This window comes from Microbacterium sp. HJ5, from assembly GCF_054824025.1.
The window spans coordinates 62,093-88,417 of sequence record NZ_JSYE01000016.1 but is presented as its reverse complement, the minus strand read 5'-3'; the positions used below and the strand labels follow the sequence as shown (position 1 = coordinate 88,417).

The 26,325-nt window shown below is 70.4% G+C and carries 27 protein-coding genes and 1 riboswitch; of the genes, 10 read left to right on the top strand and 17 right to left on the bottom strand.

The annotated features are described in order from the left end of the window. Positions 1-80: 80 nt before the first annotated feature. On the bottom strand, positions 81-1,082 hold the full coding sequence (locus tag OB08_RS09225; protein ID WP_461474175.1) for a hypothetical protein: 1,002 nt from the start codon (positions 1,080-1,082) through the stop codon (positions 81-83). A gap of 201 nt (positions 1,083-1,283) precedes the next feature. On the opposite strand from OB08_RS09225, the gene OB08_RS09220 reads away from it, so the two are divergent. Both OB08_RS09220 and OB08_RS09215 read left to right on the top strand, forming a co-directional pair. Then, on the top strand, positions 1,284-1,592 hold the full coding sequence (locus tag OB08_RS09220; RefSeq protein ID WP_461474150.1) for a hypothetical protein: 309 nt from the start codon (positions 1,284-1,286) through the stop codon (positions 1,590-1,592). A gap of 191 nt (positions 1,593-1,783) precedes the next feature. After that, entirely contained in the window at positions 1,784-2,410 is a 627-nt protein-coding gene (locus OB08_RS09215) for a 2'-5' RNA ligase family protein (RefSeq protein ID WP_461474149.1), read from the top strand. A gap of 49 nt (positions 2,411-2,459) precedes the next feature. Here OB08_RS09215 and OB08_RS09210 read toward each other — a convergent pair whose 3' ends face one another. Together OB08_RS09210 and OB08_RS09205 are read right to left on the bottom strand one after the other, a co-directional pair. Continuing rightward, positions 2,460-2,867 (bottom strand): GntR family transcriptional regulator, encoded by a 408-nt coding sequence (locus OB08_RS09210; protein ID WP_461474148.1) that lies wholly within the window; start codon positions 2,865-2,867, stop codon positions 2,460-2,462. Further along, positions 2,864-3,766 (bottom strand): hypothetical protein, encoded by a 903-nt coding sequence (locus OB08_RS09205; protein WP_461474147.1) that lies wholly within the window; start codon positions 3,764-3,766, stop codon positions 2,864-2,866. The genes OB08_RS09210 and OB08_RS09205 overlap by 4 nt, the downstream gene beginning before the upstream one ends. Positions 3,767-3,920: 154 nt before the next feature. Here OB08_RS09205 and OB08_RS09200 point away from each other — a divergent pair, with 154 nt between their 5' ends. Then, positions 3,921-4,424 (top strand): AAA family ATPase, encoded by a 504-nt coding sequence (locus tag OB08_RS09200; protein WP_461474146.1) that lies wholly within the window; start codon positions 3,921-3,923, stop codon positions 4,422-4,424. On the opposite strand, the gene OB08_RS09195 is transcribed toward OB08_RS09200, so the two are convergent. Further along, entirely contained in the window at positions 4,421-4,693 is a 273-nt protein-coding gene (locus OB08_RS09195; protein WP_461474145.1) for a hypothetical protein, read from the bottom strand. The genes OB08_RS09200 and OB08_RS09195 overlap by 4 nt on opposite strands. A gap of 196 nt (positions 4,694-4,889) precedes the next feature. Between OB08_RS09195 and OB08_RS09190 the strand changes: the two genes are divergently transcribed. After that, complete coding sequence (locus OB08_RS09190; protein WP_461474144.1) at positions 4,890-5,570, top strand: phosphatase PAP2 family protein; 681 nt, start codon at positions 4,890-4,892, stop codon at positions 5,568-5,570. A 22-nt stretch (positions 5,571-5,592) separates the two neighbouring features. On the opposite strand, the gene OB08_RS09185 is transcribed toward OB08_RS09190, so the two are convergent. Then, positions 5,593-6,183, bottom strand: a complete 591-nt coding sequence (locus OB08_RS09185) for a suppressor of fused domain protein (RefSeq protein WP_461474143.1) — start codon at positions 6,181-6,183, stop codon at positions 5,593-5,595. A 220-nt stretch (positions 6,184-6,403) separates the two neighbouring features. Here OB08_RS09185 and OB08_RS09180 point away from each other — a divergent pair, with 220 nt between their 5' ends. Beyond that, positions 6,404-8,119, top strand: a complete 1,716-nt coding sequence (locus OB08_RS09180) for a serine/threonine-protein kinase (RefSeq protein ID WP_461474142.1) — start codon at positions 6,404-6,406, stop codon at positions 8,117-8,119. Positions 8,120-8,161: 42 nt separating this feature from the next. On the opposite strand, the gene OB08_RS09175 is transcribed toward OB08_RS09180, so the two are convergent. After that, the gene (locus OB08_RS09175) at positions 8,162-9,523 is read right to left on the bottom strand and encodes an APC family permease (protein WP_461474141.1); all 1,362 of its coding nucleotides are present in this window, start codon (positions 9,521-9,523) and stop codon (positions 8,162-8,164) included. A 391-nt stretch (positions 9,524-9,914) separates the two neighbouring features. Here OB08_RS09175 and OB08_RS09170 point away from each other — a divergent pair, with 391 nt between their 5' ends. Then, the gene (locus OB08_RS09170; protein ID WP_461474140.1) at positions 9,915-10,616 is read left to right on the top strand and encodes an MBL fold metallo-hydrolase; all 702 of its coding nucleotides are present in this window, start codon (positions 9,915-9,917) and stop codon (positions 10,614-10,616) included. An 88-nt stretch (positions 10,617-10,704) separates the two neighbouring features. Here the strand turns inward: OB08_RS09170 and OB08_RS09165 are convergent, their stop codons facing one another. Then, positions 10,705-11,496 carry a ZIP family metal transporter gene (locus OB08_RS09165; RefSeq protein WP_461474139.1) on the bottom strand — a complete coding sequence of 264 codons (792 nt, stop codon included), beginning with the start codon at positions 11,494-11,496 and terminating at the stop codon, positions 10,705-10,707. Positions 11,497-11,686: 190 nt separating this feature from the next. Between OB08_RS09165 and OB08_RS09160 the strand changes: the two genes are divergently transcribed. Further along, positions 11,687-12,640: a hypothetical protein gene (locus OB08_RS09160; RefSeq protein WP_461474138.1), complete on the top strand. Its 954-nt coding sequence runs from the start codon at positions 11,687-11,689 to the stop codon at positions 12,638-12,640. Between the two features lie 163 nt (positions 12,641-12,803). On the opposite strand, the gene OB08_RS09155 is transcribed toward OB08_RS09160, so the two are convergent. Then, positions 12,804-13,436 carry a hypothetical protein gene (locus tag OB08_RS09155; RefSeq protein ID WP_461474137.1) on the bottom strand — a complete coding sequence of 211 codons (633 nt, stop codon included), beginning with the start codon at positions 13,434-13,436 and terminating at the stop codon, positions 12,804-12,806. 91 nt (positions 13,437-13,527) lie between these two features. On the opposite strand from OB08_RS09155, the gene OB08_RS09150 reads away from it, so the two are divergent. Further along, positions 13,528-14,070: a dihydrofolate reductase family protein gene (locus OB08_RS09150; protein ID WP_461474136.1), complete on the top strand. Its 543-nt coding sequence runs from the start codon at positions 13,528-13,530 to the stop codon at positions 14,068-14,070. 15 nt (positions 14,071-14,085) lie between these two features. On the opposite strand, the gene OB08_RS09145 is transcribed toward OB08_RS09150, so the two are convergent. Both OB08_RS09145 and OB08_RS09140 read right to left on the bottom strand, forming a co-directional pair. Next, entirely contained in the window at positions 14,086-14,544 is a 459-nt protein-coding gene (locus OB08_RS09145) for a CinA family protein (RefSeq protein ID WP_461474135.1), read from the bottom strand. Next, entirely contained in the window at positions 14,537-15,061 is a 525-nt protein-coding gene (locus OB08_RS09140) for a GNAT family N-acetyltransferase (protein ID WP_461474134.1), read from the bottom strand. The genes OB08_RS09145 and OB08_RS09140 overlap by 8 nt, the downstream gene beginning before the upstream one ends. Positions 15,062-15,137: 76 nt before the next feature. Here OB08_RS09140 and OB08_RS09135 point away from each other — a divergent pair, with 76 nt between their 5' ends. Beyond that, entirely contained in the window at positions 15,138-16,640 is a 1,503-nt protein-coding gene (locus OB08_RS09135; RefSeq protein WP_461474133.1) for an FAD-dependent monooxygenase, read from the top strand. A 303-nt stretch (positions 16,641-16,943) separates the two neighbouring features. Here the strand turns inward: OB08_RS09135 and OB08_RS09130 are convergent, their stop codons facing one another. The 7 genes from OB08_RS09130 to OB08_RS09100 form a co-directional block, all read right to left on the bottom strand. Continuing rightward, complete coding sequence (locus OB08_RS09130; protein ID WP_461474132.1) at positions 16,944-17,264, bottom strand: DMT family transporter; 321 nt, start codon at positions 17,262-17,264, stop codon at positions 16,944-16,946. A 9-nt stretch (positions 17,265-17,273) separates the two neighbouring features. Then, a riboswitch (guanidine-III (ykkC-III) riboswitch) is annotated at positions 17,274-17,339 on the bottom strand. A 40-nt stretch (positions 17,340-17,379) separates the two neighbouring features. Then, positions 17,380-18,261 (bottom strand): CPBP family intramembrane glutamic endopeptidase, encoded by an 882-nt coding sequence (locus OB08_RS09125; protein WP_461474131.1) that lies wholly within the window; start codon positions 18,259-18,261, stop codon positions 17,380-17,382. Then, entirely contained in the window at positions 18,261-19,493 is a 1,233-nt protein-coding gene (locus OB08_RS09120) for an MFS transporter (protein WP_461474174.1), read from the bottom strand. The genes OB08_RS09125 and OB08_RS09120 overlap by 1 nt, the downstream gene beginning before the upstream one ends. A gap of 80 nt (positions 19,494-19,573) precedes the next feature. Then, positions 19,574-20,239 carry a tRNA (guanosine(46)-N7)-methyltransferase TrmB gene (gene trmB / locus OB08_RS09115; RefSeq protein ID WP_461474173.1) on the bottom strand — a complete coding sequence of 222 codons (666 nt, stop codon included), beginning with the start codon at positions 20,237-20,239 and terminating at the stop codon, positions 19,574-19,576. Positions 20,240-20,332: 93 nt separating this feature from the next. Beyond that, the gene (locus tag OB08_RS09110; RefSeq protein ID WP_461474130.1) at positions 20,333-22,147 is read right to left on the bottom strand and encodes a peptidase M16 family protein; all 1,815 of its coding nucleotides are present in this window, start codon (positions 22,145-22,147) and stop codon (positions 20,333-20,335) included. After that, a complete protein-coding gene (locus tag OB08_RS09105; protein WP_461474129.1) occupies positions 22,144-23,109 on the bottom strand; it encodes a hypothetical protein in 966 nt (321 codons plus the stop codon). The genes OB08_RS09110 and OB08_RS09105 overlap by 4 nt, the downstream gene beginning before the upstream one ends. A gap of 98 nt (positions 23,110-23,207) precedes the next feature. Beyond that, positions 23,208-24,047: a DUF3097 family protein gene (locus tag OB08_RS09100; protein ID WP_461474128.1), complete on the bottom strand. Its 840-nt coding sequence runs from the start codon at positions 24,045-24,047 to the stop codon at positions 23,208-23,210. Between the two features lie 169 nt (positions 24,048-24,216). Between OB08_RS09100 and OB08_RS09095 the strand changes: the two genes are divergently transcribed. After that, positions 24,217-26,262: a TPM domain-containing protein gene (locus OB08_RS09095; protein ID WP_461474127.1), complete on the top strand. Its 2,046-nt coding sequence runs from the start codon at positions 24,217-24,219 to the stop codon at positions 26,260-26,262. Positions 26,263-26,325: the final 63 nt, after the last annotated feature.

The window sequence follows — 26,325 nt, the reverse complement described above, 5'->3', positions numbered from 1 at the left end:
CTACAACACTCAGCGATACCACTCCGCCATAGGCGGCTCCCCGCTCAGCCGAGTGTCACCAACCTGACCGCCAGGTACATCTAGGTCTCGTCCCGCTCTCTCGCCAGCCGGGCGCGGCGCTCCTCTTCCCGCTTCGAGTACGCGGCCGCGCGAATCGCCTCGTCCGACTCCAGTCCCGTGCCGAGCGCACCCCCGATCGTCGCTGCCGACGCCACGAACCACGTGAGCACGAACAGATCGCCGTAGTCGAGCGGGATGCCGACCGACTCGCCCATCAGCGCGGGGTCGAGGACGAACAGTGCCCACGCCAGGTTCACGACGAACAGTGTCACGTAGCCGATGCCCACCCCGATCGCCAGCGTCAGCAGAGTGGAGGTGTTGTAGAGCCGGGACCTCTCGCGAGCCCGCGAGGAACCGTCTTCGGGACGGTCCCACAGTTCGCCGTCGATGACGATCCAGGCGACGACGATCGCGATGGAGGCGATGGTCGCGACGCCGAGTCGCCACCCTGAGAGGGAGGCGGCGAGCAGCCAGACCGTCGAGTCGACCGTGGCCACCGCGCCGGTCGCCAGTGCCGCGACGAGCGCGGACTTGAGCCCGGTCGCGAGGAGCCACGGCCGATTCGCGAGAACCATGCCAACGAGCACCCGCCAGCGGGCGATGAGACCGGGCATCGGCAGGCGCTGTTCCTCGGGCGAGGCGGGTTCCGCCATGCCGCTGACGAGCCCGCTGACGGCGCGACGGGCACGCGAGCGAACACGGAACCCGCCGAGAGCGGGGAGCGAGAGCACTGCCGCGTGCCGCTGCGGGTCAAAAGCGGCCATCAGGTAGCGGCCGTCATCGTCGCGCAGCGGGAGCTCGGTCACCCCGACGACGAGGTCCCACTCGTGAACGGCGGCATGAGCCTGCAGTCGCGCCAGCGCGACGTCGACGTCCTCTGAACCGACGGTGAAGGGCTCGCTCAACAGCTCGATGTCCCACGCGATCCGATCCTCGCCGTCGGGCGCGACGAGGTCGGTCATCCGCCGCGCGACTTCCGTCGGGGCGGCCGGATCGGCCACGATACCCACTCGGATGGACATCACGTCCGCAAGGTACACCCAGGGTCCCGTCCGAATCTGCACGAAGACGGAAGCAGGCGCTCGACCCGATCCATCGCGTCGAGCAGCCTCAGGGGCAAACACACCCGAGTGCCGCCGCACCGTGACAGCACTTCGGCAACATCTCCCCCGCCGCTGCGTTGTTGCCGAACGCCGTGCCGCACCGGGACTTAGAATGCGGCCATGACGACCGACGGCGGGACGGGGAGCGTGCAGCTCGCTTCGGCGTCGTTGCGGCTCACTGCAGACTCCGACGAGATCGCGCATCTGGTGTGCTGCCGAGATCAGCCTTGGCGCGTCGCCTTCTGCGGGTTCGAGTCCGACACCATCAACATGGCCGCGGAGCACGTCTGCGGCATGTGCGTCGCAGAAGTCGAACGACTGCTGCCCGATGTCTACGAGCAGCCGTCCCCCCGCTGCCCCAAGGATCGCCGGCTTTGCCCGACGCTGTTCGAGGTCGAGAAACGCGTCATGCGTGAAGTGAGCCCGTAAGCGGACCGCTCCCCTCGCCATCCGGCGGGTGCGGCGGCGACGCGATGGTCGGTTATCCACAGGAGGCGAGCGCGCCGCGGACGCGCAACTAGTGTGCGTCCGAATGCGTTCGTGCGGGATCCGATCGGCGAAGACGACAACCGGTTGGCGTGGGGCGGTCGGCTCTCCCCCGATTCGGATACGGTCGGGCGATGGATCTCACCGCCAGAGCGTTCGACCGCACACGCGACCACTGGTGGTGGCGGCCCGGCTGGGGTCCAGGTTCCCGATACCTCACCTTTCATCTCACGTTCGAGCACGCGAGATCGTTGCACAAGGCCTCGCGATTCATCGACGACGAGCTGACGGGCGTCACCGCCGTGGACCTCGTCCCGGCCGAATGGTTGCATCTGACCATGACGGGTGTCGGCTTCGTGGCCGACGTCGACGACGAGGCCCAGCGCGCCATGATCGAGACGGTTTTCTCCCACACGGCTCGCGTCGCGACCGATCCGCTGCACTTCACTCGAGCGTTCGTCTACCCGGAAGGCTTCGGTTTAGCCACGGAGCCGGCGGGTTGGCTCGAGGAGCTCAAGGCTATTCAGACCGAAGCGGTTGGCAAGGTCCGCGACGTGCACGGAGACGGGCCCTTCCAGCCCCACGTGTCCCTCGCCTACTTCTCCGGTGACGCACCCCTCCCAGCGATCGAGCGTGCGATTCGCACCCTCCCGTTCACCGACATCGTCGTCGAGCATCCTCGGCTATCCCTCATCGAACTCAACCGCGACGAGCACGTGTACACCTGGAAGGTCCGTCACCAAGTGACGCTCGGCCGATGAGCCGAACGACGCAGGTGATTGTCGCAACCACCGAACGCTGACGGACCGGCTATTGCGCTGTCGGGTCGATCGGTCGGTCTCGGGTCGCCGTCACTGGGTCCTCGGGGCGTGGTGGCCAGACAGCGCGGAGCACTTCGATGGTCAGGTCGAGATCCACGTCGCTGCGGGTGCTGGTCTCGGCGAGCTTCCGGGCCGCGTCGAGTACAGGGCGCGGGGTGGTGGCGGCGGTCGGGCTGACCCGCGTTCCTGCGCCGGTGCGGGTCGTGAGGACGCCTTCGATCTCCAGGGCGCGGTAGGCCTTGGCCACGGTTCCCGGCGCCACGCCCAGATCTCTGGCGAGCTGACGGACCGAGGGCAGCCGATCGTCGGCGGCGAGTTGCCGGGCGGCGATGAGTCCGCGTATCTGGTCCCGGATCTGGTCCGTCGGCGGTGCGGACCCGGACAGTCGGATGATCATGCGGCAGCGGGGACCAGGGCGTGCCCGCGTGCCGGAACGGCGGACAATGCGACCGTGGCCCACAACGCGACTCCGCCCACGCTCGCCGCGTACGCGGCCACGGTGAACGCAGCTTGGAAGCCCGCGATCGGACTCCACAGGAACACCGGGCCTTCGGATGTCGCGAACTCGCCCTGAACCGAAGCGGTGGCGGACAGGGACCCGAACACCGCGGCGAGGTGCAGCAGCATCGCTGCGGTTGCCGCGGTGAGCACGTTGCGGGTGCGGGTCCGGCGGGTTCGGACGTCGAGTTCCCGGTCCTCGCCCAGCGGGGGTCGCGCGATGAGGAGCAGATCCACACAGACGGCGGCGGTGAGCACCGCGAGGGCGACGAGAGCGGGAACCGAGTAGAACCAGCCGTAGATTGTGGTCGCGATCGCCGCGACCCCCGCATCGACCATCACACTGTCGTATCGCCCCGTTAAGGCGTCGGGCTGAGACGCGACACCGGCGGCGACGGTGATGATGACGATCAACGCGAGGACAGCTGCGGGGGCAGCGAACCACCAGCCGCGTGTGAAAGTGAGCATCGAGCGCGGTGCCAGGTCGGCTGCCCCGACACCACCGCGCGCGCGAAGCGGAACAGCCAGCAGCACGAGGGCGATGATTCCGACCACCAGCGGGATCGTGTAGCGGTAGTCGAAGAACCAGATCAGGACGGGCGCTGGTGGTTGGAACCCCGGGAGCCCCACGAGCCGGGCCAGTACGTCAGTCATCAAGGCGAGCGCGGAGGCCAGTGCTGTGAACAGCGCTGCCGCACCGGCTGGCAGGCCATATCGACGTCCCCGGAATAACCACCAGCCGAAGGCGAACACGAGACCGAGAGCAGGTACGGCAGCGACAACCAGAAACAACGGCATCGATGGCCCTTCGATTTGTACCGGTCAGATGATACGGCTTAATGTAGCATCAATTCGATACATCGAGGTGCAGGAGTGACCTGCGCGGGTGCCCGGCCATCGTGCCGGGCGCCCGCGTGTGCGGGCACGGCCCGGTTCGGGCCAGAATCACGGAATGGATGCCTCGCCCCCGCCGACGCCGGTGGTATTGCTGTGCGGGGCGGCTGGGGCGGGCAAGACCACCTACTCGCGGGCGCTCGAGGCGACCGGCTTCGTGCGGTTGTCGTACGACGACGAGATGTGGGCGCTGGGGCGCACGAGCACGGATGCCTCGCTGGAAGTGCTCGCCGAAGCCGACCGCCGCGTGCGCCACGCGATGGTGACGTCGATCACAGCCGGGGCAGCGGTGGTGCTGGATGCCTCGCTCTCGACGCGTGCCGTCAGGGACGAGCTGCGCGCGCTCGTGGTCGCCGCGGGTGGCGCTCCGCGCCTCGTGGGTCGTCGACGCGCCGCTCGAGGTGCTGATCGAGCGCGTCGCGCGCCGGGCCGACCGCATCGGTCCCGACGCGCTCCGGCTGGACGAGGCATCCCTCCGGCTCTATCACGCGTCGTTCCAGTTCCCGGGAGCCGACGAGCCGCACGAGCGCGTCGAGACGGGGTGAGAACGGTGACCCGCTAGAGGTTCTCGAGCGCGTCCGGGTCATCAGCGAGGCGGTCGGCCTCGCGGGCCACGGCCTCCTGCTCGGCCTCGGTCAGCGGCGGCAGACCGACTTCATCTGCCGGGATGCCCGCGTACGGGTCGGCGACGGGGAACTCCTGGTCGAACGAGCCCGCGACCCGTCCACCGGGAGGAATCTCGTCGCCTGCCGCGCCCAGCAGCGTCTCGTCGCCGGGAGCCTGCTCCGGCACGTCGTCGCCGAGGTGCTTCCGGTGCCACTGTTCGCCCATGTTCGCTCCCGCCTTTGCCGTCGGCGCCAGGCCGATCCTCATCGAGACGACGGAGGCGCGGGCGAGGCGCCGGCTCCACCATCGAGTGTTGCTGAAGTCTACGACCGTCGGGTGACCGTTCGCGGCCTCCGCGACCTCTTCATACCGGCCGGCTCCGCTCTACTCCCCACCCGCCCGGCACCACTAGTCTGCGGACATGCCGTTGCTCCGAGCCGTCGTCCTTCCGGGGCTCGGAGTGATCGCGGCGCTTGCCGCGGCGGGGCGAGCGATCCGGCTTCTCGGCAGCGACGACCCACGCGAGGACCGGGCGGTGCGTGCGCTCCAGAGCGCGTTCGGCCATCGACCCGCCGACGGCGATGTCGCGATAGCGACCGAACCCGCCGACCCGCTCCTGCGCCGCGAGCCGATCGACCGGATCACCGCACCGCTCTCGTGGTACTCCGGCGTTCCGCAGACCGTCGCGAACGGGGCCGTATGGTGCGCCATCACGTGGCTGCTGACGCGCGACCGGCGCTCAGCTATCGCCCCTGGGGCGGTGCTGGCTCTCGAGACCGCGTGCTTCGTCGCCGCCGCGGCGCTCGTGGAGCGGCCACGGCCGACAGGCGTGTGGCGCCCGGAGCAGCCGCACGCGACCTCGTCATTCCCCTCTGGACACACCGCGGCAGCCTTCGCTCTCCACGGCACGCTCGCCAACCTGCTCGATCACCACGGCACCCGCGGTTCGCGGTTCCTCGGCCCATTGCTTCGGTACGGGATTCCCGCAGCGATCGCGTTCTCGCGGGTCTACCGCGGGCAGCACCACATCTCCGACATCGTCGCCGGCGCGATGCTCGGACGGTGGAGCGCCGCAGTGGTGGAGCGGGAGCTCGTCTTTTAGGCGGATCGGATGCCCGGATTCGTCATAACGACATCTCCGGGCGGGTGAAGCTGGTGAGGTCGGGATCCTGGCTCTCCAGGATGCTCTCGAAAGCGTCCCACCCGTTGTCGAAGACGAACTGCGCTTCGCGTGAGGTGATCGGGACGAGCCATGCGATCGAGACGGGATCGCCGTCCTCGTTCAGAGCAGTGGCGAACTCGTCCGGGAAGTAGACGGGAACCGTGGCGTAGAGAGCCTCGAATCGAGGTGAGACGGTCATCGGCCCGGCCGGGCCGATGACGTCGCCGCGAAGAATCGGACGGCGCGAACTCAACATCCCCGTCGCGACCTGATGGATGGTCGACACGACCGGGCTCGGTGGCGCCGATTCGGGTGCGAGCATCAGCAGCTCCAAGCGGATCGACTTGGCTGATCGGGGCGAGACAAGGCTGTGTCGGGACAGTCCGATGGTGCAGTACCCGCTCGAGCTCCCGCCGGACCCGCCCATGAATCGAGCGATCTGAAACGGCGTGCTTCGCCGGTCCGGACTCAGCCGAAACCCGGCCTCGATCGGGCCGAGCGTCCGCTCGAGGTGGCGTATCAGCTCCGGCGCGGGGTCGGCTGCCCCGTTCATCTCGCCCCGATCGCTGTGCACACACCTACTCTGGCGACCCGAGGCATCGCTTCGCTCGCGAATCGCCGTCCATCAGGCCTCCACCGCGATCGCGATCAGCTGGCGGCGGGTGCTGTCACGCCCCTCGTTCGAATCGACTCACACCTCGCGCGTCGGCACAACCCCCCTGAGTCTGGAGCGATAGGGCACGACGCTGGGGGCATCCTCCGAGGAGCGTCCTATGAGCACCCCGTCCTCCCTCGTGGCCGAGCGCTATCGGCTTGTCAAGATGCTCGGCGCGGGCGGGATGGGCGTCGTATGGCAGGCGTGGGACGAACGACTGCACCGCGCGGTAGCGCTGAAGATGCTGCGCACGCAGCCGGAGCTGTCGGAATCCGATGAGCGTCGGGCCACAGAGCGGGCGTTGCGCGAGGCGAGAATCACCGCGGGGCTCCGCCATCCCCACGCCGTGACTGTTTTCGATGTCATCCAGCACGAGGGCCGGCCGTGCATCGTGATGGAGCTCCTCGATTCGACGCCGCTGTCAGAGCTCCTTGCGGAACACGGCTCGCTCACTCCGCTCGAGACGGCTCGTATCGCCGCTCAGGCGAGTTCCGCTCTCGCCGCGGCCCACAAGCTGCGGATCGTCCACAGGGATGTCAAGCCGGGGAACATCCTCATCACGGCTGACGGCTCAGCCATGATCAGCGACTTCGGCATCTCTCACGCGCTCGGCGACGCCACGATCACCGCGACGGGTCTGATACACGGCACCCCGGCATACCTCGCCCCCGAGGTGGCGAGAGGACAGCCCACGACCTTCGCATCGGACGTGTTCTCCCTCGGATCCACGATGTACACGATGCTCGAGGGGCACCCGCCGTTCGGGACCGACAAGAACGCCATCTCGCTCCTGCACAAGGTCGCCCGCGGTGGGCATCCGCCTCCGAAGAGTGCCGGCGTTCTGGCCCCGCTTCTGCAGCAGATGCTGTCTGCGAACCCCAAACGTCGCCCATCGATGGCTGCGGTGGCGAAGTCCCTGTCGGCGCTGGAGCACGCGGGCTCCGGCCCGCCCGATGGCGTGGCAACGCTCATCTCCATGATGGAGTCGGAAGAGCGAGCGGATGCCGCGCGCGGGGCGGCTGACTCGGCGCCGACCGTTCCGATCACCGATGCCACGACCCAGCATGCTTCGCCCAGCGCAGCGACTCCGTCCACGATCTCGCTGCCGGCGTCTCTCCCGACGATACGCCAGCGCGACGCGCCGACGGCGAGGACTCTTCCCGCCGATCAGCCGACACGTTACGAACCGCCCACGGCAGAAACCGAACGCCTGCGGCCGGCGAGAAGCGATGCAGAGGTGCCGTCACGTGGAGGCCGCGGCCGCCGCGCCGCTGTGGTCGCCGGCGTCCTGATTCTCGTCGCCGCGCTCGTGATCGGCGCAGGCGCGCTGCTGAGCTGGTGGAGTCCGACCGGCAACGAGGCGGCGGATCCGAGCGAGTCGCCCGCGCCTCCGGCCACATCTGCCACGCAGAGTTCAGGCGGGCCGTCGACCTCGCCGTCGTCCAGCGCGTCACCGTCGGTCGGGGCGACTCCGGCGCCGTCCCGGGAGCCCGGACCGGTGCCACCGACCCCCGAGCAGCGCGCGGCGGGCATGATCTCGGGTTACTACGCGGCGCTGCCAGGTGATCTCGACGCGGCCTGGCCCCAGATGACGGCGGACTATCAGGAGAATCATGCGGGCGGCCGCGGCGGTTACGAGGCCTTCTGGTCGCAGGTCGCGGCCGTGGAACTGAGCGACGTGAGCGCCTCTGGACTCAACCGGGCGCAGGCGACGCTCACCTACCGCTTTCACGACGGACGCGTCGTGGACGAGGTGACGAGCTTCGATCTCGTCGACGACGGAGGACTGCTGAAGATCGCTGCGACGACGGTGCTCAGCAGTTCCCAGCGCTGAGGGCGCCCCCTCGCGAGCGGGGCGTGCGGGCGCAGCATCCGCTCAGCTCTCCGGGTCATCCGTCGCTGCCCTGCGAGTCGCGCGACCGGCCTCGCGCGAGCGGGCCGCACGCGCCACGAGGAAGAGCACCGAGCCGACGGCCACGTAGGCGGCAGCGCCGATCCACACGATGCCGGTCTGCTGGGTCAGCAGCACGATGCACGCGATGATCCCGAGGACAGGAACGATGCGCGGCACGGTGAAGTGCGGGTGGTCGACCTTGTCCTTCTTGAGCACGAGCACGCTGACGTTCGCCGAGAGGAAGACGAGCAGCAGGAGCAGCACGGTCGTCTCGGCGAGGGTGCCCACGTCTCCCACCAGGGTCAGCGCCATCGTCACCACGGCGACGACCACGATCGAGACCCACGGCGTGCGGCGGTTCGGCAGGACACGACCGAACGCGCGGGGCAGGAGGTCGGCCTCGGCGAGCCCGTAGCCCACACGGCTCGCCATCACCATGAAGAGCAGGGCGCCGTTCGCGATGGCGACCAGCGCGATGAGGCTGAACAGCCAGGTCGGAACCGGAACGCCGCTCAACTGGACGACCTCGAGCAGCGGTCCCGTCGATGCGGCGAGCACCTCGGGCGGCACCACGATCACCGCGCCGAGCGCGATCAGGAGGTAGACGACGGCGGCCGTGCAGATCGCACCGAACAGGGCACGCGGGTACGACTTCGAGGGATTCCGCACCTCTTCCGCCATGTTCGCCGCGGCTTCGAATCCGAGGAAGGAGAAGAACGCGATGACGGATGCTGCGAACGCACCCTGCAGCGGAGGAACATCGGGCGCGAACTCGAGCACACGCGACGGGTCGCCGCCTCCGCTTCCGAACACGATGGCCGCCAGGACGATGACGAGGACCAGACCGGTCACCTCGATGATCGAGGCGATCAGGTTGGCGCTGAGCGACTCGCGTACACCGCGGAGATTGATGAGCGTGAGGAGCGCGATGAAGACGATCGCGGTCGGAGCCGCGGGCAGATCGATGACGGCGCTCAGGTAGTCGCCGGCGAACGCGTTCGCGAGCGCCGCGGCGGTCGTGATGCCGGCCGCCATCATGAGGAACCCGACGAGGAACGACAGGTACGGGACACCGAAGGCCCGGTCGACATAACGGGCCGCGCCGCCGGCGTGCGGGTACTTGGTGATGAGCTCGGCGTAGGTTCCGGCGGTGAGGAGCGCCACCACCAGTGCGATGAGCAGGGGAAGCCAGATCACGCCGCCGACATCGGTCGACATGGTGCCGACCAGCGTGTAGATCCCGGCGCCGAGCGTGTCGCCGACGATGAAGGCGAACAGCAGCGGCGTGCCGATGGCACGCTTGAGGCCCACCGCGGGTGCGGGTCCCGCGACATCTGTCGCCATCAGGGGTGCGTCGGGCGTGCGTCGTCGGCGTGGTGCTGGTGCGGCTCGCGTTCGGTCATCGGATGCTCCTCGTTCGGTGCAGGCGTGGTGGGTGATGCCTCGCTTCTCTAACCTGGCTGACGCGCTGGCGCCGGTCGGGGGTCTTGACAGGACGCCGCATACGGGGAAGGCCCCGGTCGCGGCACGGGCCGGTCCGGCAGGGGGCCGTGGAGGTTAGCCGTCCGTTGGTCCTTGCGCTACCCCCTCCGCGATTCGCCCTGAGGCTTCGACGATGGGTGTCCATTGCGGCCGAGAGGGACACACCGTGGCGAAACTCGCGACATCCCGGGGAGGGCCGCGCCGTCGGCCTCGGACGGTCGAGCGCGTCTCCGACGGCGTCTACCGACTGAGCGTGGCGGCGGTCAACTGCTACCTCATCGCGGACCCTGACGGCATGACGCTCATCGACGCGGGGCTCCCCCGCACATGGAGAGGCCTGACCACGGCACTCAGCCGGCTGAGGGCGACACCCGACGACCTGTCGGCGGTCCTGTTGACCCACGGTCACTTCGATCACGTCGGGATGTGCGACCGTCTCAGCTGGGAGCATCAAGTGCGCTCTCACGTTCACAAGAACGATCGGGAGCTGGCGCGTCACCCATACCGCTACGCCCACGAGAACCTGCGCGTGGGGTACCCGTTCCGCAACCCCGGCGCGGTGCCCATCCTCGCGCGGATGGCAGCAGCCGGCGCTCTCTGGGTGAAGGGCGTCACAGCCCGACCCGACGTCACACCGGGTGTCCCCTTGGATCTGCCGGGCGGACTGACCCCGGTCTTCACGCCGGGCCATACCCACGGACACTGCGCCTATTACATGCCCAGTCGCGGCATCCTCTTCTCCGGCGATGCCCTCGTCACCCTCGACCCGTACACGGCGCAGACCGGACCGCGGATCGTCGCCGGAGCCGCCACCGCCGACAGCGCCGCCGCCCTCACCGCGCTCGACGAACTCGACAACACGGAGGCCGCTCTCATCCTGCCCGGTCACGGGCAGCCCTACATCGACGGCATCCGCTCCGCCACCCACGCGGCACGCGCAGTCGGACCGGCATGACCCGGGGGTAGCGCCTCTCAGGGATGCGTCGCGGTCACCGAGCAGCCGGTCTGCGGGCACGGTCGCCGTTCGCCGATCCGGTTCGGTGTCACGCGAGAGAGAGCACGAAAGACAGGACGAACCCAGCCGCAGTGCTGAGAGCCACCGCGGGCCCGCCGTGTTCGAAGGCCTCCGGCATGAGCGTGTCCGCCAGCGAAGCGATCACCGCGCCGGCGGCGAACGCCAGCGGCAAGGAAACGACCGAGGGGTCCGTGTCGGCGAGCCATGCCGCGCCCGCGATGACCGCGAGCGTCAGAAGGACGGCGCAGACCGTCCAAAGGACGATCACGTGCACTTTTGACCGGCCCTGCTCGCGCATCGACGCCGCGCCCACGAGTGCTTCAGGGAAGTTGGACACGAAGATCGCCGCCAGCAGGGCGAGCCCGCCGCTTCCCTCGGTGAGCGATATCCCCAGCGCGAGGTTCTCCGGAACGCCGTCGAGGGTCACAGCGGCCAGCAATGCGATTCCGGCGGCACCTCGCGTGGATGTTCGCGTCGCCGATACGCCTTGGGCCGCGGCATCCGTGTCCAGCTTCGCGCTGCCCTGGTACTCGGCCGCCGGCTTCGGTCGGTTGCCGGATTGCGCCCATCGATCGAGGAGCGCGCTCAACGCGGTGAACACGATCGCCCCGAGGAAGAGGCCGATGCCGGCAAGCCAGATCCCGCCTCGTTCGTACGAGTCCTCGAACAACTCGAAGCTCAGCGCCGTGATGAGGGCGCCCGCGGCGAACGCGAGCAGCATGGCGAGCAATCGCTTGGGGAGCTCGAAACGCACGCCGATGGCCGCCCCGATGATGAGAGCGCTGGATGCCACCGCACCGAAAAGCAGCGTGCTGCCCATGGCGACCTCTCCTTCCTCCGCACTCAGGCGTCGACGACGAAAGCAGTCCCACGCTCGCGAACGCGGGGCGAGTCGCCTAGGGGGTTGCGGGGGTCGGTCCGATCATCACCGTCCGGTGTGAAGACCGCGGCCGACGCGACTCGTCCACAGCCCCGACGGGCGGCACGCAACGTTGTGCCACAGTGTCAACGTGACCGACCCCGACCTCGCCGCCCTCGCCGACGCCGTCCGTGCCGCCGCGGAAGACCGCGCCCGTCATCATCAGCTCGATGCCCAGCTCACTGCCGCTGCTGCGCTCGCCGACGCGCGGCGCACCGAGCTGGCAGAGCTGCAGCAGCGGCTGCACGTGGAGCAGATCGACGTCCGTCGGCTCGAAAAGCTCTCCCCCACGAAGATCTGGGCGACGCTGCGCGGAGACACGGCCGACCGCCTCGCCGTCGAGCGCGCCGAAGCGGACGCCGCGGCACTCGCCGTGGCCGGTGCGCAGGCGCGGCTCGACAGTGCGATCGCAGACGCCGCGCGGGTTCGCGGCGAGCGAGACGGCCTGCGTGACGCGGGCATCGCCTACGGCATGGCGCTCGCGCGATACGAGACCGCACTCCGCGCGACCGGCGGCCGCGACGCCGCGGAGCTGACGGAGATCGCCGAGCAGCTGGGCGAGGCGACGGCACGGCAGCGCGAGGTCGGTGAGGCGGTCGCTGCGCTGCGCGTGGCATCCGACGCACTGAGCGAAGCCCTCGCGAGCCTCGACAGCGCGGGCGGATGGTCGACCTACGACGCCTTCTTCGGCGGAGGCTTGGTCGCCGACATGGTCAAGCACTCGAACATCAGCGACGCCACCGCCGCGTTCACCCGCGTGAACCGGGCGCTCGAGCGACTGTCGACCGAGCTGGCCGACCTCGGAGCGTCGGCCGTCGACGGCGTCGAGATCTCCGATGAGCTGGCCGTCTTCGATGTGCTGTTCGACAACATCTTCAGCGACTGGATGGTGCTCGACCGCATCGCCCGGGCCCGGGCGGGCGCCCAGAAGCTGCACGACCACCTCGCGCAGCTCGCGCAGCGCCTCGCTGCCGACGCCACCCGAACATCGACGCGGATCGAGACGCTTCTGCGGCGGCGCGAGGCGATCCTCACGGCGGCCTGACGACCGCCGCTGGGGCGAGGATGGTGTGGTGGAATCGTCCGCCGCCGCCTTCATCGACCGCCCGGCGCATCGTCACGCGCTGGGCGTCGGCCGACGCTGAAGGTCTCCGTGCCGCGGCCGCGCTGCTCTGAACGTCGGACCGCTCCGCGATCACCGGTGATCGTCAGTCGACGGATGTCCCGCTGCCGTCGTCGTCCGCCCCGGCGGCGCCTCGCGGCGCCGCGAGGATGATCACGATCGCCTCGAGCCCGAGCACGATGAGAGGTCCGTGCGGCCAGTAGCCCGTGGCGAGGGTTCCTGCGACGAGCAGCGGCAGCGTGAGTCCGAGCACGATGCGAACCCACAGCCGCCATGACCGTCCCGCCGTGACGGCCGCGAGGATGCCCGCGAGACCGACCGCTATCAGCACGAAAGCCTCCGCACCCCAGAGGAGGTGCAGCGGGGCATCCTTCGGTGTATTGAGATAGCTGAGCGCGGTGACCGGCGCCCCCGCGATGATCAACCAGCCCATGGTCGCGCCGCCCCATCGGGCTCTTCGCACGTCGGGGAGCAGCGCGAGCCCGATCGCCAGGAAGGACAGCGCGGCGAGCGCCCCGAAGACGATGTAGGGATCGTCCACCGCCTCGCGCACCGCGAAGTACACCCGGTGGCGGAACACCCAGTCCCAGATCGCCACGCCGAACTCGGATGCCGGGAACGGAAGGATCACGAGAGCCCACAAGGCTCCGAGCCCAGCGAGAACCACGCGCCACGGTCGCGAGCGGTCGGCGAACGTCGTCGTTTCAGGTGCCCCCATGCGTCGATTGCACCATCCATGACGTGCGCTGCGCCAGCCCGATAGCGTCGAAGGCGAGTCAGTCCGCTCGCCGACGAGTGAAGGAGACCTCATGGCACACGTGATCGTGCACGCGACCATCACCCTCGACGGGTTCATCGCAGACAAGGACGGCGCAGTCGACTGGATGTTCGGCCGACCGTCCGCTCCCGAAGACGACGTCGTCGTCAATGACGTCACGCAGCACATCGGCGCCGTCGTCGGCGGAGCGAACAAGACGCAGACGATCGAAGACGGTGAGATCCCGTACGGCGGCATGCTGAAGGTGCCGGTCTACCTGATGACCCACACCGCTCACGACCCGATCGAGCGCGACGGGCTGACCTATACCTTCGTCGTAGACGACATCGTGCGGGCGGTCGAATCAGCGAAAGCGGCCGCAGGCGACAAGTGGGTCAGCCTGCTCGGCGGCAGTATCTCGCGGCAGTGCCTCCAGCTCGGGCTGGTCGACGAACTCCACCTCGACGTCGCACCCGTGCTGCTCGGCGAAGGAATCTCGCTGTTCGCTGGCCTGGGACAGCGCACCGAGCTGGAGCGTGTCGCGACGTCGGCCTATGCGAGCGAGGCGCACCTCCGTTATCGAGTGCTCCGCTAGACCGGACGCGCGGGCTCAGTCGCCGACAAGCTCGTCGAGCAGCGCGATCGCCCGCTCGACGGTCTGGTCGAGGATCTCCTCGGGCGATCCGGACAGCGCGAGTTCCCGATGCCCCGACCCGTCGGCCGTCTCCCAGCCGAGGAACACGGTGCCCGGCGGGTGGCCGTCCTGCGGGTCAGGTCCGCCCACCCCGGTCGTCGCCACCGCGACGTCGACGTCCAGGAGTCCCCGGACGCCGCGCGCGAGCTGCTCCGCGCACTCGGCGGAGCAGGGATCGATGCCCGGCCGCACGCCGAGCACCGACTCCTTCACCGCGGTCTGGTACGCGATCACGCCCCCCGCGAACCACGATTCCGTGTCGGTCCCCTCCCCCAGTCCGCTGGCGAGCAGGCCGCACGTGAGCGATTCGGCGACGGCGATCCGGATGCCGCGTTCCTTCGCGGCATCCGCCAACTGCTGAGCACGCTCAGACATCGCGTCCTCCTCCGTCCGCCGTGGCGGCGAGCGTCTCCAGTTCGGTGCCGGTGAGGCGCTGGGTGGTCCACTCGTCCATCGGAATCGCGCCGAGCGAGCGGTAGAACGCGATCGAGGGCGCGTTCCAGTCGAGCACCGTCCACTCGAGCCGCGAATAGTCCCGCTCGACGCACAGCGCAGCGAGCGCGGCGATGAGCGCCCGCCCGTAGCCGCGGCCGCGCTGCGCCTCGTCGACGAAGAGGTCTTCGAGCCAGATGCCGTGCCGTCCCGTCCACGTCGAGTAGGTGACGAACCACATCGCGATGCCGACGATCTCACCGCCGCGCTCGACGATGTGCGTGAACACCTGCGGGTCGGGTCCGAACAGGCTGCGGGTGAGGGCATCCGTCGTGTTCTCCACCGCGTCGGGCTCGCGTTCGTACACGGCGAGCGCGTGGATGAGGTGAAGGATGCCGGGCTCATCGCCGGGGCGGGCGGTGCGCAGCGTGGCGCCGTCGGGAAGTGTGGTGGGACTCACCCCGCCGAGCCTATTCGTGACGCGAACATGACGTCCCCCACTGACATCGCACCCCGCGGGATGCCAGAGTGGGGGCATGCATGCCCGGGCCGACGTGATCGTCGTCGGCGCGGGCCCGAGTGGGCTCATGGCGGCGGCATGTCTCTCGCGGCTCGGCGCGCGCGTCATCGTGATCGACGGCAAGGACGGGCCCACGCGCGAATCCCGCGCACTCGGCCTGCAGGCACGGTCGGTCGAGCTGTACGACCAGCTCGGCCTCGCCGACCGTGTGCTCGCCGAGGCGACGATCGCCCGCGCGGTGCATCCCGGCTACGGGAGGAGCGCCTTCGGCGACGTGCCGATCGCCGACCTCGGGCGCACCGTCACTCCGCACCCCGGCGTCTTCGTGCTCGAGCAGAGCCGCAACGAGCGGATCCTGTGCGACGCCGTCGGCGATCTGGGCGGCACGATCCTGTGGCGTCACGCCCTGACCTCGCTGCAAGGCGGCGAGGACGGCGCACCCGTGACCGTCATCGCGGACGGACCGGACGGTCGCGTCGAGCTGCGGGCGCCGTGGCTCATCGGCGCCGACGGCGCATCGTCGGCGGTGCGCAAGGCACGAGGCATCCGGTTCGAGGGCACGACCAGCCGGCTGTCGTACTTCGTCGCCGACGCGCTCGATGCCACCGGCCTCGTCGAAGGCGGCGTCAACCTGCGCATCGAGGGCGACGAGCTGATGCTCGCGTTTCCGATGGGGCCGCCGGGCCATCACCGACTCCTCGGCATCGCCGAGCACATCGAAGACGAGACCGAGGAGCAGACCGAAGCGCGCGTGCGGCGCATGCTGTCGGAGCGGTTCGGCGTCGCCTTCACCGAGTCGTCGTGGTTCTCGCGCTATCGTACGCACCACCGGGTCGCCGAGCGATTCCGCGACGGGGCAGTCTTCCTCGTCGGCGATGCCGCCCACGTGCACTCCCCCGTCGGGGCGCAGGGCATGAACACCGGACTGCAGGATGCCCACAACCTGGCGTGCAAGCTCGGGCAGGTGATCGCCGGCGACGCCCTCGAGACGATGCTCGACGAGTACCAGCACGAGCGCCGGCCAGTGGCCCAGCGGCTGGTGCGCACCACCGACGCCCTCTTCTCGCGGATCACCTCGCGCAAGCCGCTCGCACGCTTCGTCCGCACGCGGATCGTGCCCCTCATCGGGCCGTTCGCGGTGCGCGTCCTGCCGCGGGCGGCGCGCGGCGAGCGCCTCTACGGCTACCTGTCGCAGACCCGCATCCGCTACCGCCTCCCCGGCGCGCACCAGCGTGACCACGTGCTCGGCCGGCGTCTGCCGTGGTCCGGCGACAACCACGCGTCGCTGCGCGACTTCACGTGGCAGCTGCACGGCTACGGCGTCGACCCGCAGGTCGTCGAACGCCTCGCGCGCACGCTCGGCGTCTCGCCGCAGCCGCACTCGCGGGACCCGTTCGGCCGCCTCGCCGCCGACCGGGTCTACCTCGTCCGCCCGGACGGGTTCGTCGCCGGCGTCGCGGCGCCGGCCGTCGCCGTGGCGGCTCTGCACGACGCGCTGCGCGGCATCACGCCGCTCTGACCGGACGACGGGAGCGGAGGAGATTTCGCGAAGGGAGGAGCGGATGCCGGCATCCCGTCCTCCGCTCGCGATATGCCCTCCGCTCGCGTCGCCGCCCGCTCGCACAACGAAGATCGCCCCGGGGCCGAAGCCTCGGGGCGATCATCAATGCGATGTGCGGTGTCTGTTTCTGGTTCCCTTGCGGGTTCCTTCGTTTCTGTTTTCTCTTCGCAGGACTGAATCTACTCAGCGCCGTGACGTCGTCAAGGGTTCATCCCGAAGTCATGTCGACGTGAAGTTGAAGGTGAGAATTCCGCGACCGGATCACTCATGGCCGACGAGCTTCAGCCCGACGACGCAGCCCACCAGGCCGAGGATCAGCAGCATCTTGACGATGGAGAACGACTCGTCGCCGGTGATCATCGCGTAGGCGACGGTCAGCGACGCGCCGATGCCCACCCACACGGCGTACGCGGTGCCGGTGGAGATGTCGCGCATCGCCCAGGCGAGCCCGCCCATGCTCAGCAGGAGGCTGACGCCGAAGATCACGGTGGGCCAGAGCTTCGTGAAGCCCTCGCTCTTGCCGAGCGCGGTGGCCCAGACGGCCTCGAGGATGCCGGAGAGGATGAGGATGACCCACGCCATGACTGTGCTCCTGGCCAGTCTTGTCGCTCACCGGGTACTGATCCGTCGTCCGGGGATCCGGAGGAGGATCCGTGATCCACCGTACCCGACGCGGCTGGGCAGGCCCTGGGCAGCGTCAGACCAGGAACAGCCAGTCGAGCACGCCCGGGTTGTGCGCGTGCACGAGCACCGCGAAGACGACCGCGTCGAAGAGCAGGTGGACGGTCACGACGTACGCGAGCGACCGCGTCTTCATGAAGATGTATCCCATGAGGAGCGCGAACGGGATGGTCAGGAGAGGCCCCCACGCCTGGTAGCCCAGTTCCCACAGGAAGGACACGAACACGACCATCTGCAGCACGTTCGCCTGCCAGAACGGGAAGTGCCGGCGCAGCAGCGCGAAGCACGTGCAGATGAAGAACAGCTCGTCCCAGATGCCGACCGCGCCGACACCGACGAACAGCCGTGCGATGAGGTCAGGCGTGTCGACGACGGGCCAGTTCAGGTAGACGTCCGACGTGATGAAGTAGAAGGGCAGGATCAGCCACCCGAGCACCAGTACGGCGGCAAGCCACGACCACTGGAACGCCGTCCACCGACCGCCGCCCCGCCACGGGAACCGGATCGCGTAGTCGCGGTACGCCCAGCGCGAGATGACGTACGGCACGGCGACCGCGCCGCCGAGCGCCACCGCGAACCGCAGGATCGAAAGGTTGTCGAGCTCGGCCTTCAATGGGATCGCGCTCACGATGAGCAGCCCGACCGCGATGAGCGAGAGGTCGCGGACGATGCTCGGCGGGCGCACGGGTTCGCCGTCGGCAGGAGTGCGGGGCGCGGCATCCGCTCGCTCGATCACGATCGCGACCACGAGCCCGGCCGCGAGCAGCGCCCAGCCCACCCACGGGATGCGCAGCACGAAGAACGCGGGCGCCGCGAGGCACACGAGCAAGGCGGGCACGAGCCGCCACGACCAGGCAGGCAGGGTGGCGACGGGGGCGGCGGAAGGGGATGCGGGCATCAGCGGTCCAGGGGGTGGGCGATCTCGTCCTGCGGCATGCGGGCCGCGAAGATCGCGATGAGGCCGAGCGCGAGCGGGAGGATCCCGGCCGCGATGAAGATGGTCTGCAGCGACAGCACTTCGGACAGCGGTCCGGCGAGCGCCATCGACAGCGGCATGAGAGCGAGCGACACGAAGAAGTCGAGGCTGGAGATGCGGCCGAGCATGTGCCGCGGAACCCGCCGTTGCAGCAGCGTGCCCCAGATGACGTTGCCGTAGCTGAAGCCGAACCCGATGACGAACATCGAGGCGAGCATGAGCCAGTACTGGTCGGTCAGGCCGACCACGACGAACGGCAGTGTGCTGAATCCCCACACCAGGTTCATCGCAGTGAGGTACCGCCGGGGAAGCTTCATCGACGAGACGAAGATCGATCCGACGACGCCGCCGAGCCCGTAGACGGCGAGCAGGAACCCGAACCAGCGGGGATCGTCGCCGATGCGCTCGCGGGTGAGGAACGGCAGCAGCACCTCCTCGGGCCCCACGAACACCAGCACCCAGCCCGTTGCGAACAGCAGCGTCGCGAACAGCCACGGCGTTCGGACGGTGAAGACCACGGCCTCTTTCAGATCATGGAAGACGGATGCCGCGCGCTCCGGCTCGTCGTGCGGGGCGGGCGGCTCCGCCCGCAGGAACAGCAGGCCGACGAACGCCAGACCGTACGCGACCGAGATGACGACGGCCGCGTGGCTCGGAATGAGCGCCGCCAGGAGCATGCCGGCGGCCGCGGGGCCGGCGGCCTGCTGCAGCGCGGGCCGGATGGCGCCCTCGAGTCCGTTCGCGGCGAGCAGCTGCCCCTGCGGCAGGATGCGCGGCAGGATCGCGCTGTACGCGGGGAAGAAGAACCCCGCCCCGGCGCCGAGGACGAAGGCGACGACGGTGAGATGCGCGATGGTGACCGATCCGGCGGCGCCGGCGATGACCACCGACGTGATCGCGACGAAGTTCGAGAACTCGACGACCCGCACGATCGTCCGGCGTGAGATGCGATCGGCGACGATGCCGCCGGGGATGGCGCACAGGAGCAGCCCCGTCGCGTTCGCGCCGGCGACGAGCGACAGCTCGAGCGGACCGCCGCCCGCGTCGATCACGGCGTAGACCATGACGACCGCCCACATCCCGGCGGCGAAGATCGACAGCACGACCGCGCCGAAGAGCACACGGAAGTCGCGGTGACCGAGCGGCCGCACCACGCGCCAGCGATCGCCGGCGCTCTCCGTCGGGCCGACCGCGAGAGACGGGTCGGCGGGAGGGGACGGATCGGCGGGCTGCGTCACGCGCGAGGTCTCCGCCGGTACGCGAGGTCGCGGATGTCGCGGCCGACGCGCGCGCCCTTGCGCTCGAAAGCGGTGACCACGCGCCCGTCGAAGCGAGGGGCCCACTCCCCCTCGAAGGCGGCGTCGAAGTCGTCCGCCGCCCCCAGGACGGCGCGCATCTGGAGGGCGTAGTCCTCCCAGTCTGTGGCGAGGCGCAGCATCCCGCCGTCCTTGAGGGCCTGCGCGGCGAGCGCCGTGAACTCCGGGGTCACGAGCCGGCGCTTCGTGTGCTTCTTCTTGTGCCACGGGTCGGGGAAGAACACCCAGAGCTCGGTGACGGATGCCTCGGGCAGCAGGTGCTCGAGCACCTCGGGCGCGTTCGCCTCTACCAGGCGCAGATTGCGGGCCCCGGCCTTGTCGGCGTCGAGCATCGTTCGTGCGAGCCCTGCGCGGAAGACCTCGATCGCGAGGAAGTCGACGTCGGGCTGCGACGACGCGGCGTGGATGATCGCATGGCCCTGACCCGAGCCGATCTCCACGATCAGCGGCGCCTCGCGGCCCCACACCTCGGCCGGCTCCACCGCCGAGCCGGGGCGCACGCTCGTGGCCGCGATGTCGCGCTGCGACTCGATCACGTACTGCCCGGCGAGCTCAGACCATGCCCGCTCCTGCGCCTCGGACATGCGCCCGCTGCGCCGCACGAACGATACGGGCCGTTCGCGGAAGGTGCGGGTGGGGTCGCCGGCGGAGGGTGCGGAGTCGGACACCCCTCCAGGCTACCGAGGCCCGCCCTCACGCTTGGCCCGCCGGCGGGAGTCGGCGAGCAGCAGCACCGCCGCAACCAGGGCGGGGATCGCCGTGAAGAGGAGTCCGCCGAACACGGCATCGGCGTCGACAGCGTCCTCCCGGGGCGGGAGCATCGGGCCGACGATCTCTCCCGCCACGAGGAGGGCGCACCCCACCGCCACCGCCGCCACGGCCATGCCGAGGTAGAACATCCATCCCCGCCGCGCCGGATTCGGGGCGGCGGCCTGCTGCGGCGCCTGCTCGGGAGCGTGCGCGCGCGGCGGTGAGGGGATCTCGTGGGCGGCGCGCGCCGGACGCGGGACGTGCCGATCGGGCGGCACGCTCGCGTCGACCGACGCGATGAGCGCGGGGGTGAGGCCGGAGTGGAGCGTGGGCTCGATGGGCACCTGGAACCCGTCCGCACCGATCAGCCGGCGCGCCCCGTCGGGCCACGTCTCGAGAGCCTGGGTCTCGGCGTACCTGACGGTCACGACACCGCCTTCCGCCTGAGCCGTGACGCCCTCTTCGCCGATCACCAGCGCGCCGTGATCGTCGCCGATGCGCGGAAATGTCTCACCGCTGACCGCGCTCTCGGACCACAGCGGGCTCCGCGTGAACCCGGCCCAGTCCAGATCGCCTTCGGGGAGCTGCGCGACGGCGTCGGCCCAGACCCGCCGCGCCACGTCGGAGATGTCCTCGACCGTGACCGCGGCCACCTCCTCCGCGCGCTGCTCGAGGCCCCTCACCTCGATCCCGGCGGCCACTTTGAACGCCGTCGACGGCAGCAGCTGCGCGCCGAGAGACGGGACGTCGCGCAGGTCGGCGACGGAGCCGCGTGCCGCGTCGAGATCGGCCGCGTCGACCTTGCCCGCACGCAGGCCGGCGAGGACATCGATCGCGGCGCCCACGACCTCGGACTGCTTCTCGGGCAGGGCGTCGGCCGAGAGCGTCACACGCGCCCGCTCCGGATCCAGGCGCTCCCAGTCGCAACGGGGGTCGTACGACACGCCGCCCTCCTGACGCAGCGCACGGAACATCGCCCGGGTCGCGACGGCGGAGAACAGCACACCGGCCGTCGTGGCCGGCACCACAGCGTCGAGCGCGAAGAGGCCCGAGCCTCCGAAGAAGGAGGCGGGCGTCGGGCCGACGGCCTCGCGGAGCTCCGGGATCGGCCACCGGGGGCCCTCCCCCAGGCGCAGGTCGAGACCTTCGGGCGGCTCCCCCGTCGTGACCCAGGCCACCGCGTTGGAGCGCGTGAACCGCTCGCCGATCCACGCCTGGACGACCTCGGCCGACACCGCGGGAAGCCCGAAGCCCTCGTACCCCGCGGTGCCGGGACCGCGCGCACCATACCGCTCGATGCGGAGCCGCTCGAACGGGTGAGGGCTGCGGCGCGCCGCCTCGGCCGCCAGGACGCCCTTCTCCACCTCGATGCGATCGAGCGGCGGCTCGCGGAGAGCCGCGCACACGCCGTTGAGGAAGCCGACGACCTTCGCGACGGAGCCGGTCGCGTGGAAGTGCGTCGCCCATTCCTCGGTAGAGCCGTTGTGATGGAGGTCGGACAGGTTCTGCCCGAACAGCGCGAGATGCTCGACGAGATGGCTCACGCCCCGGCGGGCCAGCGGCTCGTCCGCCCAGCCGACCCGGAACACCAGTCCGCCGCTCACCTGCCCCTCGCCACGCGCGAACAGGACGGGCACGCCGTCGACGACGGTCGAGCCGATGAGCGTCGCGATCTCGCGGAGCTGAGGGATGCCGCGCACGACGCCTGTCGCGTCGGCAGCGTCCTCATGTCCGTCGGTCATGCTCCGCCCATCCCGGTGTCCGGATCGCGCAGCGTGCTGCGTATCGCGTCGAGCCCGGTCGGGTCGTCGAAGGTGTAGTACCAGGGGAACTCCGTGGCCCGGCCGCCGAGGGCGGCGAAGTGCACGGCGGCGAGATCGCGGCGACCACCGAGCCAGTACGCCATCGCGAACGTGCTGTGCGTCTGCACCCCGAGCGGGCCGGAACGGTAGTCGGGGTGCAGGACCGACCGGGACGCGGCATCCGTCATCTCGTCGACCACGGCCTGCTGCGCCAGGTACGCGGCGCCCGCGTCGTCGCCGTCGAGCTCGAGCCACTTCTCGATGTGGACGATGGGCACGAGTGCGCCGCTGTGCGACCCGGGCGGCGCCTCGGCCGCGCAGGCGACGGCGAAGGAGTGCGCCTCCTCCTGGCTGCCGGACCACTTCGGCAGCAGGTACTGGAGCATGTGGCTCTGCGCGGGGTAGTCGTGGGGCGAGAGCCGGCGCACCCGCTCGTAGCGTCGCCGCGCCTCGGCGGGGCCGACCTCGAGGGCGCGTGCGGTGAGCACACGCACGCCCCATGCAGGGACGTACGACTCGTCGAGCGCGCACGCATCGATGAGCAGCTGCTCGGCCTTCACCAGCCACGATCGGAACGCGTCGAACTGCTCGGCCGACACGTCTTCGGCGCGGGCTCCGGAGCGGATCTGCCAGCCGATCGTGATGTACCGCCGCGCGAGGGCGGTGCGTGCGCACGCCGACGGCGGCGCGCTGTTCACCGCGTCTTCGAGCAGGCGCTCGACGCCGTCGATGTCGGCCATCAGCTCCATCGCGTAGACGGCCTCATCGGCCGGCGTCGCAAGGAGGAAGGATTCCGCGGCCGCCCCGTCGCCGTCCCTTATGGCGCGCCTCAGGTCGGCGAACTCCGGCACGGTGTCGATGGTGTCGTAGACCGCGTCGACGCGGTCCGATGATGTCGTCACGGCAGCCTCTCCCGCGCGCTGCTATGCGCGCCCCGCGCACAGCCAACCCCGCCGGTCTCAGCCCGGACAACCCGTTGACAAAGCGCGAACGCGCCCGGTCAGTCCTGGGTGACGAAGTCGATGAGCTCCTCGACGCGGCCCAGGAACGCGGGCTCGAGGTCGCGGTAGCTGCGCACCGAGCCGAGGATGCGCTGCCACGCCCGAGCGAGATCGGCCTGGTCGCGCGCGGGCCAGCCGAGCGCCCGGCAGACGCCCACCTTGAACTCGACGCCGCGAGGGACCTCCGGCCATGCGTCGATGCCCATCGCACGTGGGGTGACGCACTGCCAGACGTCGATCCACGGGTGGCCGACGATCCGGAGGTGGGCGCCGTGCCGGCCGCGCAGGATGGCCTCGGCGATGCGCGACTCCTTCGAACCCGGCACGAGGTGGTCCACGAGCACGCCGTAGCGGCGCTGCGCCGACGGCGGCTCCTCGTCGAGCGCGGCCTCGAGCAGATCGATGCCCTGCAGGTACTCCACGACGACGCCCTCGGCGCGCAGGTCGTCTCCCCATACCTTCTCAACCAGCTCCGCGTCGTGGCGACCCTCGACGAAGATGCGGCTGGCGCGGGCCACGCGGGCGCGGGCGTCGTCGACGGCGAAGGAGCCGGACGCGGTGCGCTTCGGGCCGGTGCGCACGGGGGCCGCCGCAGGCGGCGTCAGCACCACGTCGGCACCGTCGACGAGGAAGCCCGGCCCGAGGGGGAACAGGCGGCGGCGACCGTGCCGGTCCTCGAGCTCCACCATGCCGGACGCGACGCCCACGACCGCGCCGCAGTAGCCGTCGTCGGCCACCTCGACGACGAGATCGCGGGATGCCTCGACCCGCGCCAGCTGCTTCGCCGCGCGCGTGCGCCAGCCGTCGGCCAGCACGTCGCTGCCGTATCGATCGTCCATCAGGTCCTCCCGGTCCGCCCGAGACGGTACCCCGACCCGGACCAGCTCCCCGCCAGCGACCCGGGTTCTCGGCGAACACACATGTGAGCGCGCCTCCGTGGGCTACCGTCGGATCCCCGGGCCTGAATAGACTCGCCCGAGGGGAACCCGAGTCCCAGAGGGGGGATCGATGCGACTGCGTTGGGCTGCAGCGCTGGCGTCCGCTGCGGTGGTCGCGGTCACGGCGATCGCGGGTCCGGCCGCGCTTGCGACTCCTCCCGTCACGCTCGGCTCGAGTTCCGAGTACGTGCTCGACGACGCGGGCGTGCTGTCCGGCGGCGACGCCGGCGCAGCGCAGGACAGGCTCGAGCAGCTGAAGGCGGAGACGGGGCTCGACCTCTGGGTCGCCTACGTCGACGACTTCACCGATCCGGCCGACGCCACCGAGTGGGCGTACGAGACCGCGTCCGCCAACAACCTCGGCGTCTCGCAGTACCTGCTCGCCGTCGCGACCGAGGGTCGCGCGTACTACCTCTGGGGCGACGCGTCCGGACCGGTGAGCGACGAGGAGCTCGGCACGATCGAGCAGCAGCGCATCCAGCCGGCGCTCGCCCAGGACGACTGGCTCGGGGCCGTCGACGCGGCGGCCGACGGCCTCACCGACGCCGTCGGCGGAGGCGGTGCCGGAGGCGATGCTGCCGGCTCCGGAGGCGCCGGCTGGCTCACGTGGGTGCTGGTGATCGTCGCCGTCGGCGTCGGCGTGCTGCTGCTCGTGGTGTTCCTCCGACGGCGCAAGCGAGGTGCGGTGCCTCCCGGCGCGCCGCCCGCCGTCGAGCAGGTGCCGACCGAGGAGCTCGAGCGCCGCGCGGCCTCCGGCCTCGTCGCAACCGACGACGCGATCAAGACGAGCACCCAGGAGCTGGCGTTCGCCAAGGCGCAGTTCGGCGACGGCGCCACGGCCGAGTTCGAGGAGGCGCTCGCGACGGCGAAGGCCAACCTCGACGAGGCGTTCACCCTCCAGCAGCAGCTCGACGACGCCACGCCAGACTCCGAGCAGGACAAGCGCGGCTGGAACGAGCGCATCATCTCGCTCTGCCAGCAGTCGAACGCGCTGCTCGACGAGAAGGCCGAGGCCTTCGACGAGCTGCGCAAGCTGGAGCAGAACGCGCCCGAGGCGCTCGCGCGCGTGCAGGAGCAGCAAGCGGCCGCCGAGGCCGCCCTGGGCGCGGCGGCCGCGCGCCTGCAGACACTGCGCTCCTCGTACGCCCCCGAGGCGCTCTCGACCGTCGCCGACAATCCGGAGCAGGCGCAGCAGCGCCTGGCCTTCGCCGACGAGCAGCTCGCCGCCGCACAGGCATCGATCGGCGCGGGGAAGGGCGGGGAGGCGGCCGTCGGCATCCGCGCGGCCGAAGAGGCTGTCGGCCAGGCCGTTCTCCTCGAGAACGCGATCGGCAAGCTGGCTGACGACCTCACCGCCGGAGAGCAGAGCGCCACCGCGCTGATCGCCGAACTCGAGCAGGACATCGCCATCGCGTCGGCGCTGCCCGACGCCGACGGGCGCGTCGCTGCCGCGATCGCCGCGACGAGGCAGCAGGTCGATGCCGCCAGGGCCAATCTCGCGAGCAGCGCGAAGCGGCCGCTCGTCACGCTCCAGAGCCTCGAAGCCGCGAACCAGCAGATCGACGCGCTCGTGAAGGGAATCCGCGATGCCGCGGCCCAGGCGCAGCGGGCGCGGCAGATGGTCGGCCAGGTGATCATGCAGGCGCAGGCGCAGGTGTCGACCGCCGAGGACTACATCACGGCGCGCCGCGGCGCCGTCGGAGCAGAGGCGCGCACGCGCCTCGCCGAGGCGGGAGCAGCACTCGTGCGCGCCCAGCAGCTGCAGCAGGGCGACCCGGAGCAGGCGATGCAGCATGCGCAGCGCGCCGACCAGCTCGCCGGCCTCGCGATCCAGCTCGCACAGGGCGACGTCGGCTCGTTCGAGGGCGGCGGCCTCGGCGGCATGTTCGGCGGCGGTCAGCAGCAGGGAGGCGGCAACGTGCTCGGCGCCGTGCTCGGGGGCATCCTCATCAACTCGATGATGGGCGGTGGCGGTCGCTCGAGCGGCGGGCTCGGCGGTGGCATGGGCGGCAGTCTCGGCGGCATGTTCGGCGGCGGATCGTCGGGGGGCGGGATCCGCCCCGGCAGCTTCGGCGGCGGGGGCACGCGCGCCCGCCGGGGAGGTGGCCGATTCTGATCACTCCGACCGCCGGCCCGGCGTCACCAGACCTCACACCCCACCACGCCAGATCTGTCCTAT

Bases quoted from the DNA above. Each gene is read 5' to 3' on its own strand.
- OB08_RS09225 (WP_461474175.1), bottom strand. From the start codon at position 1,082: ATGTCCATCCGAGTGGGTATCGTGGCCGATCCGGCCGCCCCGACGGAA.
- OB08_RS09220 (WP_461474150.1), top strand. From the start codon at position 1,284: ATGACGACCGACGGCGGGACGGGGAGCGTGCAGCTCGCTTCGGCGTCG.
- OB08_RS09215 (WP_461474149.1), top strand. From the start codon at position 1,784: ATGGATCTCACCGCCAGAGCGTTCGACCGCACACGCGACCACTGGTGG.
- OB08_RS09210 (WP_461474148.1), bottom strand. From the start codon at position 2,867: ATGATCATCCGACTGTCCGGGTCCGCACCGCCGACGGACCAGATCCGG.
- OB08_RS09205 (WP_461474147.1), bottom strand. From the start codon at position 3,766: ATGCCGTTGTTTCTGGTTGTCGCTGCCGTACCTGCTCTCGGTCTCGTG.
- OB08_RS09200 (WP_461474146.1), top strand. From the start codon at position 3,921: ATGGATGCCTCGCCCCCGCCGACGCCGGTGGTATTGCTGTGCGGGGCG.
- OB08_RS09195 (WP_461474145.1), bottom strand. From the start codon at position 4,693: ATGGGCGAACAGTGGCACCGGAAGCACCTCGGCGACGACGTGCCGGAG.
- OB08_RS09190 (WP_461474144.1), top strand. From the start codon at position 4,890: ATGCCGTTGCTCCGAGCCGTCGTCCTTCCGGGGCTCGGAGTGATCGCG.
- OB08_RS09185 (WP_461474143.1), bottom strand. From the start codon at position 6,183: ATGAACGGGGCAGCCGACCCCGCGCCGGAGCTGATACGCCACCTCGAG.
- OB08_RS09180 (WP_461474142.1), top strand. From the start codon at position 6,404: ATGAGCACCCCGTCCTCCCTCGTGGCCGAGCGCTATCGGCTTGTCAAG.
- OB08_RS09175 (WP_461474141.1), bottom strand. From the start codon at position 9,523: ATGGCGACAGATGTCGCGGGACCCGCACCCGCGGTGGGCCTCAAGCGT.
- OB08_RS09165 (WP_461474139.1), bottom strand. From the start codon at position 11,496: ATGGGCAGCACGCTGCTTTTCGGTGCGGTGGCATCCAGCGCTCTCATC.
- OB08_RS09155 (WP_461474137.1), bottom strand. From the start codon at position 13,436: ATGGGGGCACCTGAAACGACGACGTTCGCCGACCGCTCGCGACCGTGG.
- OB08_RS09150 (WP_461474136.1), top strand. From the start codon at position 13,528: ATGGCACACGTGATCGTGCACGCGACCATCACCCTCGACGGGTTCATC.
- OB08_RS09145 (WP_461474135.1), bottom strand. From the start codon at position 14,544: ATGTCTGAGCGTGCTCAGCAGTTGGCGGATGCCGCGAAGGAACGCGGC.
- OB08_RS09135 (WP_461474133.1), top strand. From the start codon at position 15,138: ATGCATGCCCGGGCCGACGTGATCGTCGTCGGCGCGGGCCCGAGTGGG.
- OB08_RS09130 (WP_461474132.1), bottom strand. From the start codon at position 17,264: ATGGCGTGGGTCATCCTCATCCTCTCCGGCATCCTCGAGGCCGTCTGG.
- OB08_RS09125 (WP_461474131.1), bottom strand. From the start codon at position 18,261: ATGCCCGCATCCCCTTCCGCCGCCCCCGTCGCCACCCTGCCTGCCTGG.
- trmB (WP_461474173.1), bottom strand. From the start codon at position 20,239: ATGTCCGAGGCGCAGGAGCGGGCATGGTCTGAGCTCGCCGGGCAGTAC.
- OB08_RS09110 (WP_461474130.1), bottom strand. From the start codon at position 22,147: ATGACCGACGGACATGAGGACGCTGCCGACGCGACAGGCGTCGTGCGC.
- OB08_RS09100 (WP_461474128.1), bottom strand. From the start codon at position 24,047: ATGGACGATCGATACGGCAGCGACGTGCTGGCCGACGGCTGGCGCACG.
- OB08_RS09095 (WP_461474127.1), top strand. From the start codon at position 24,217: ATGCGACTGCGTTGGGCTGCAGCGCTGGCGTCCGCTGCGGTGGTCGCG.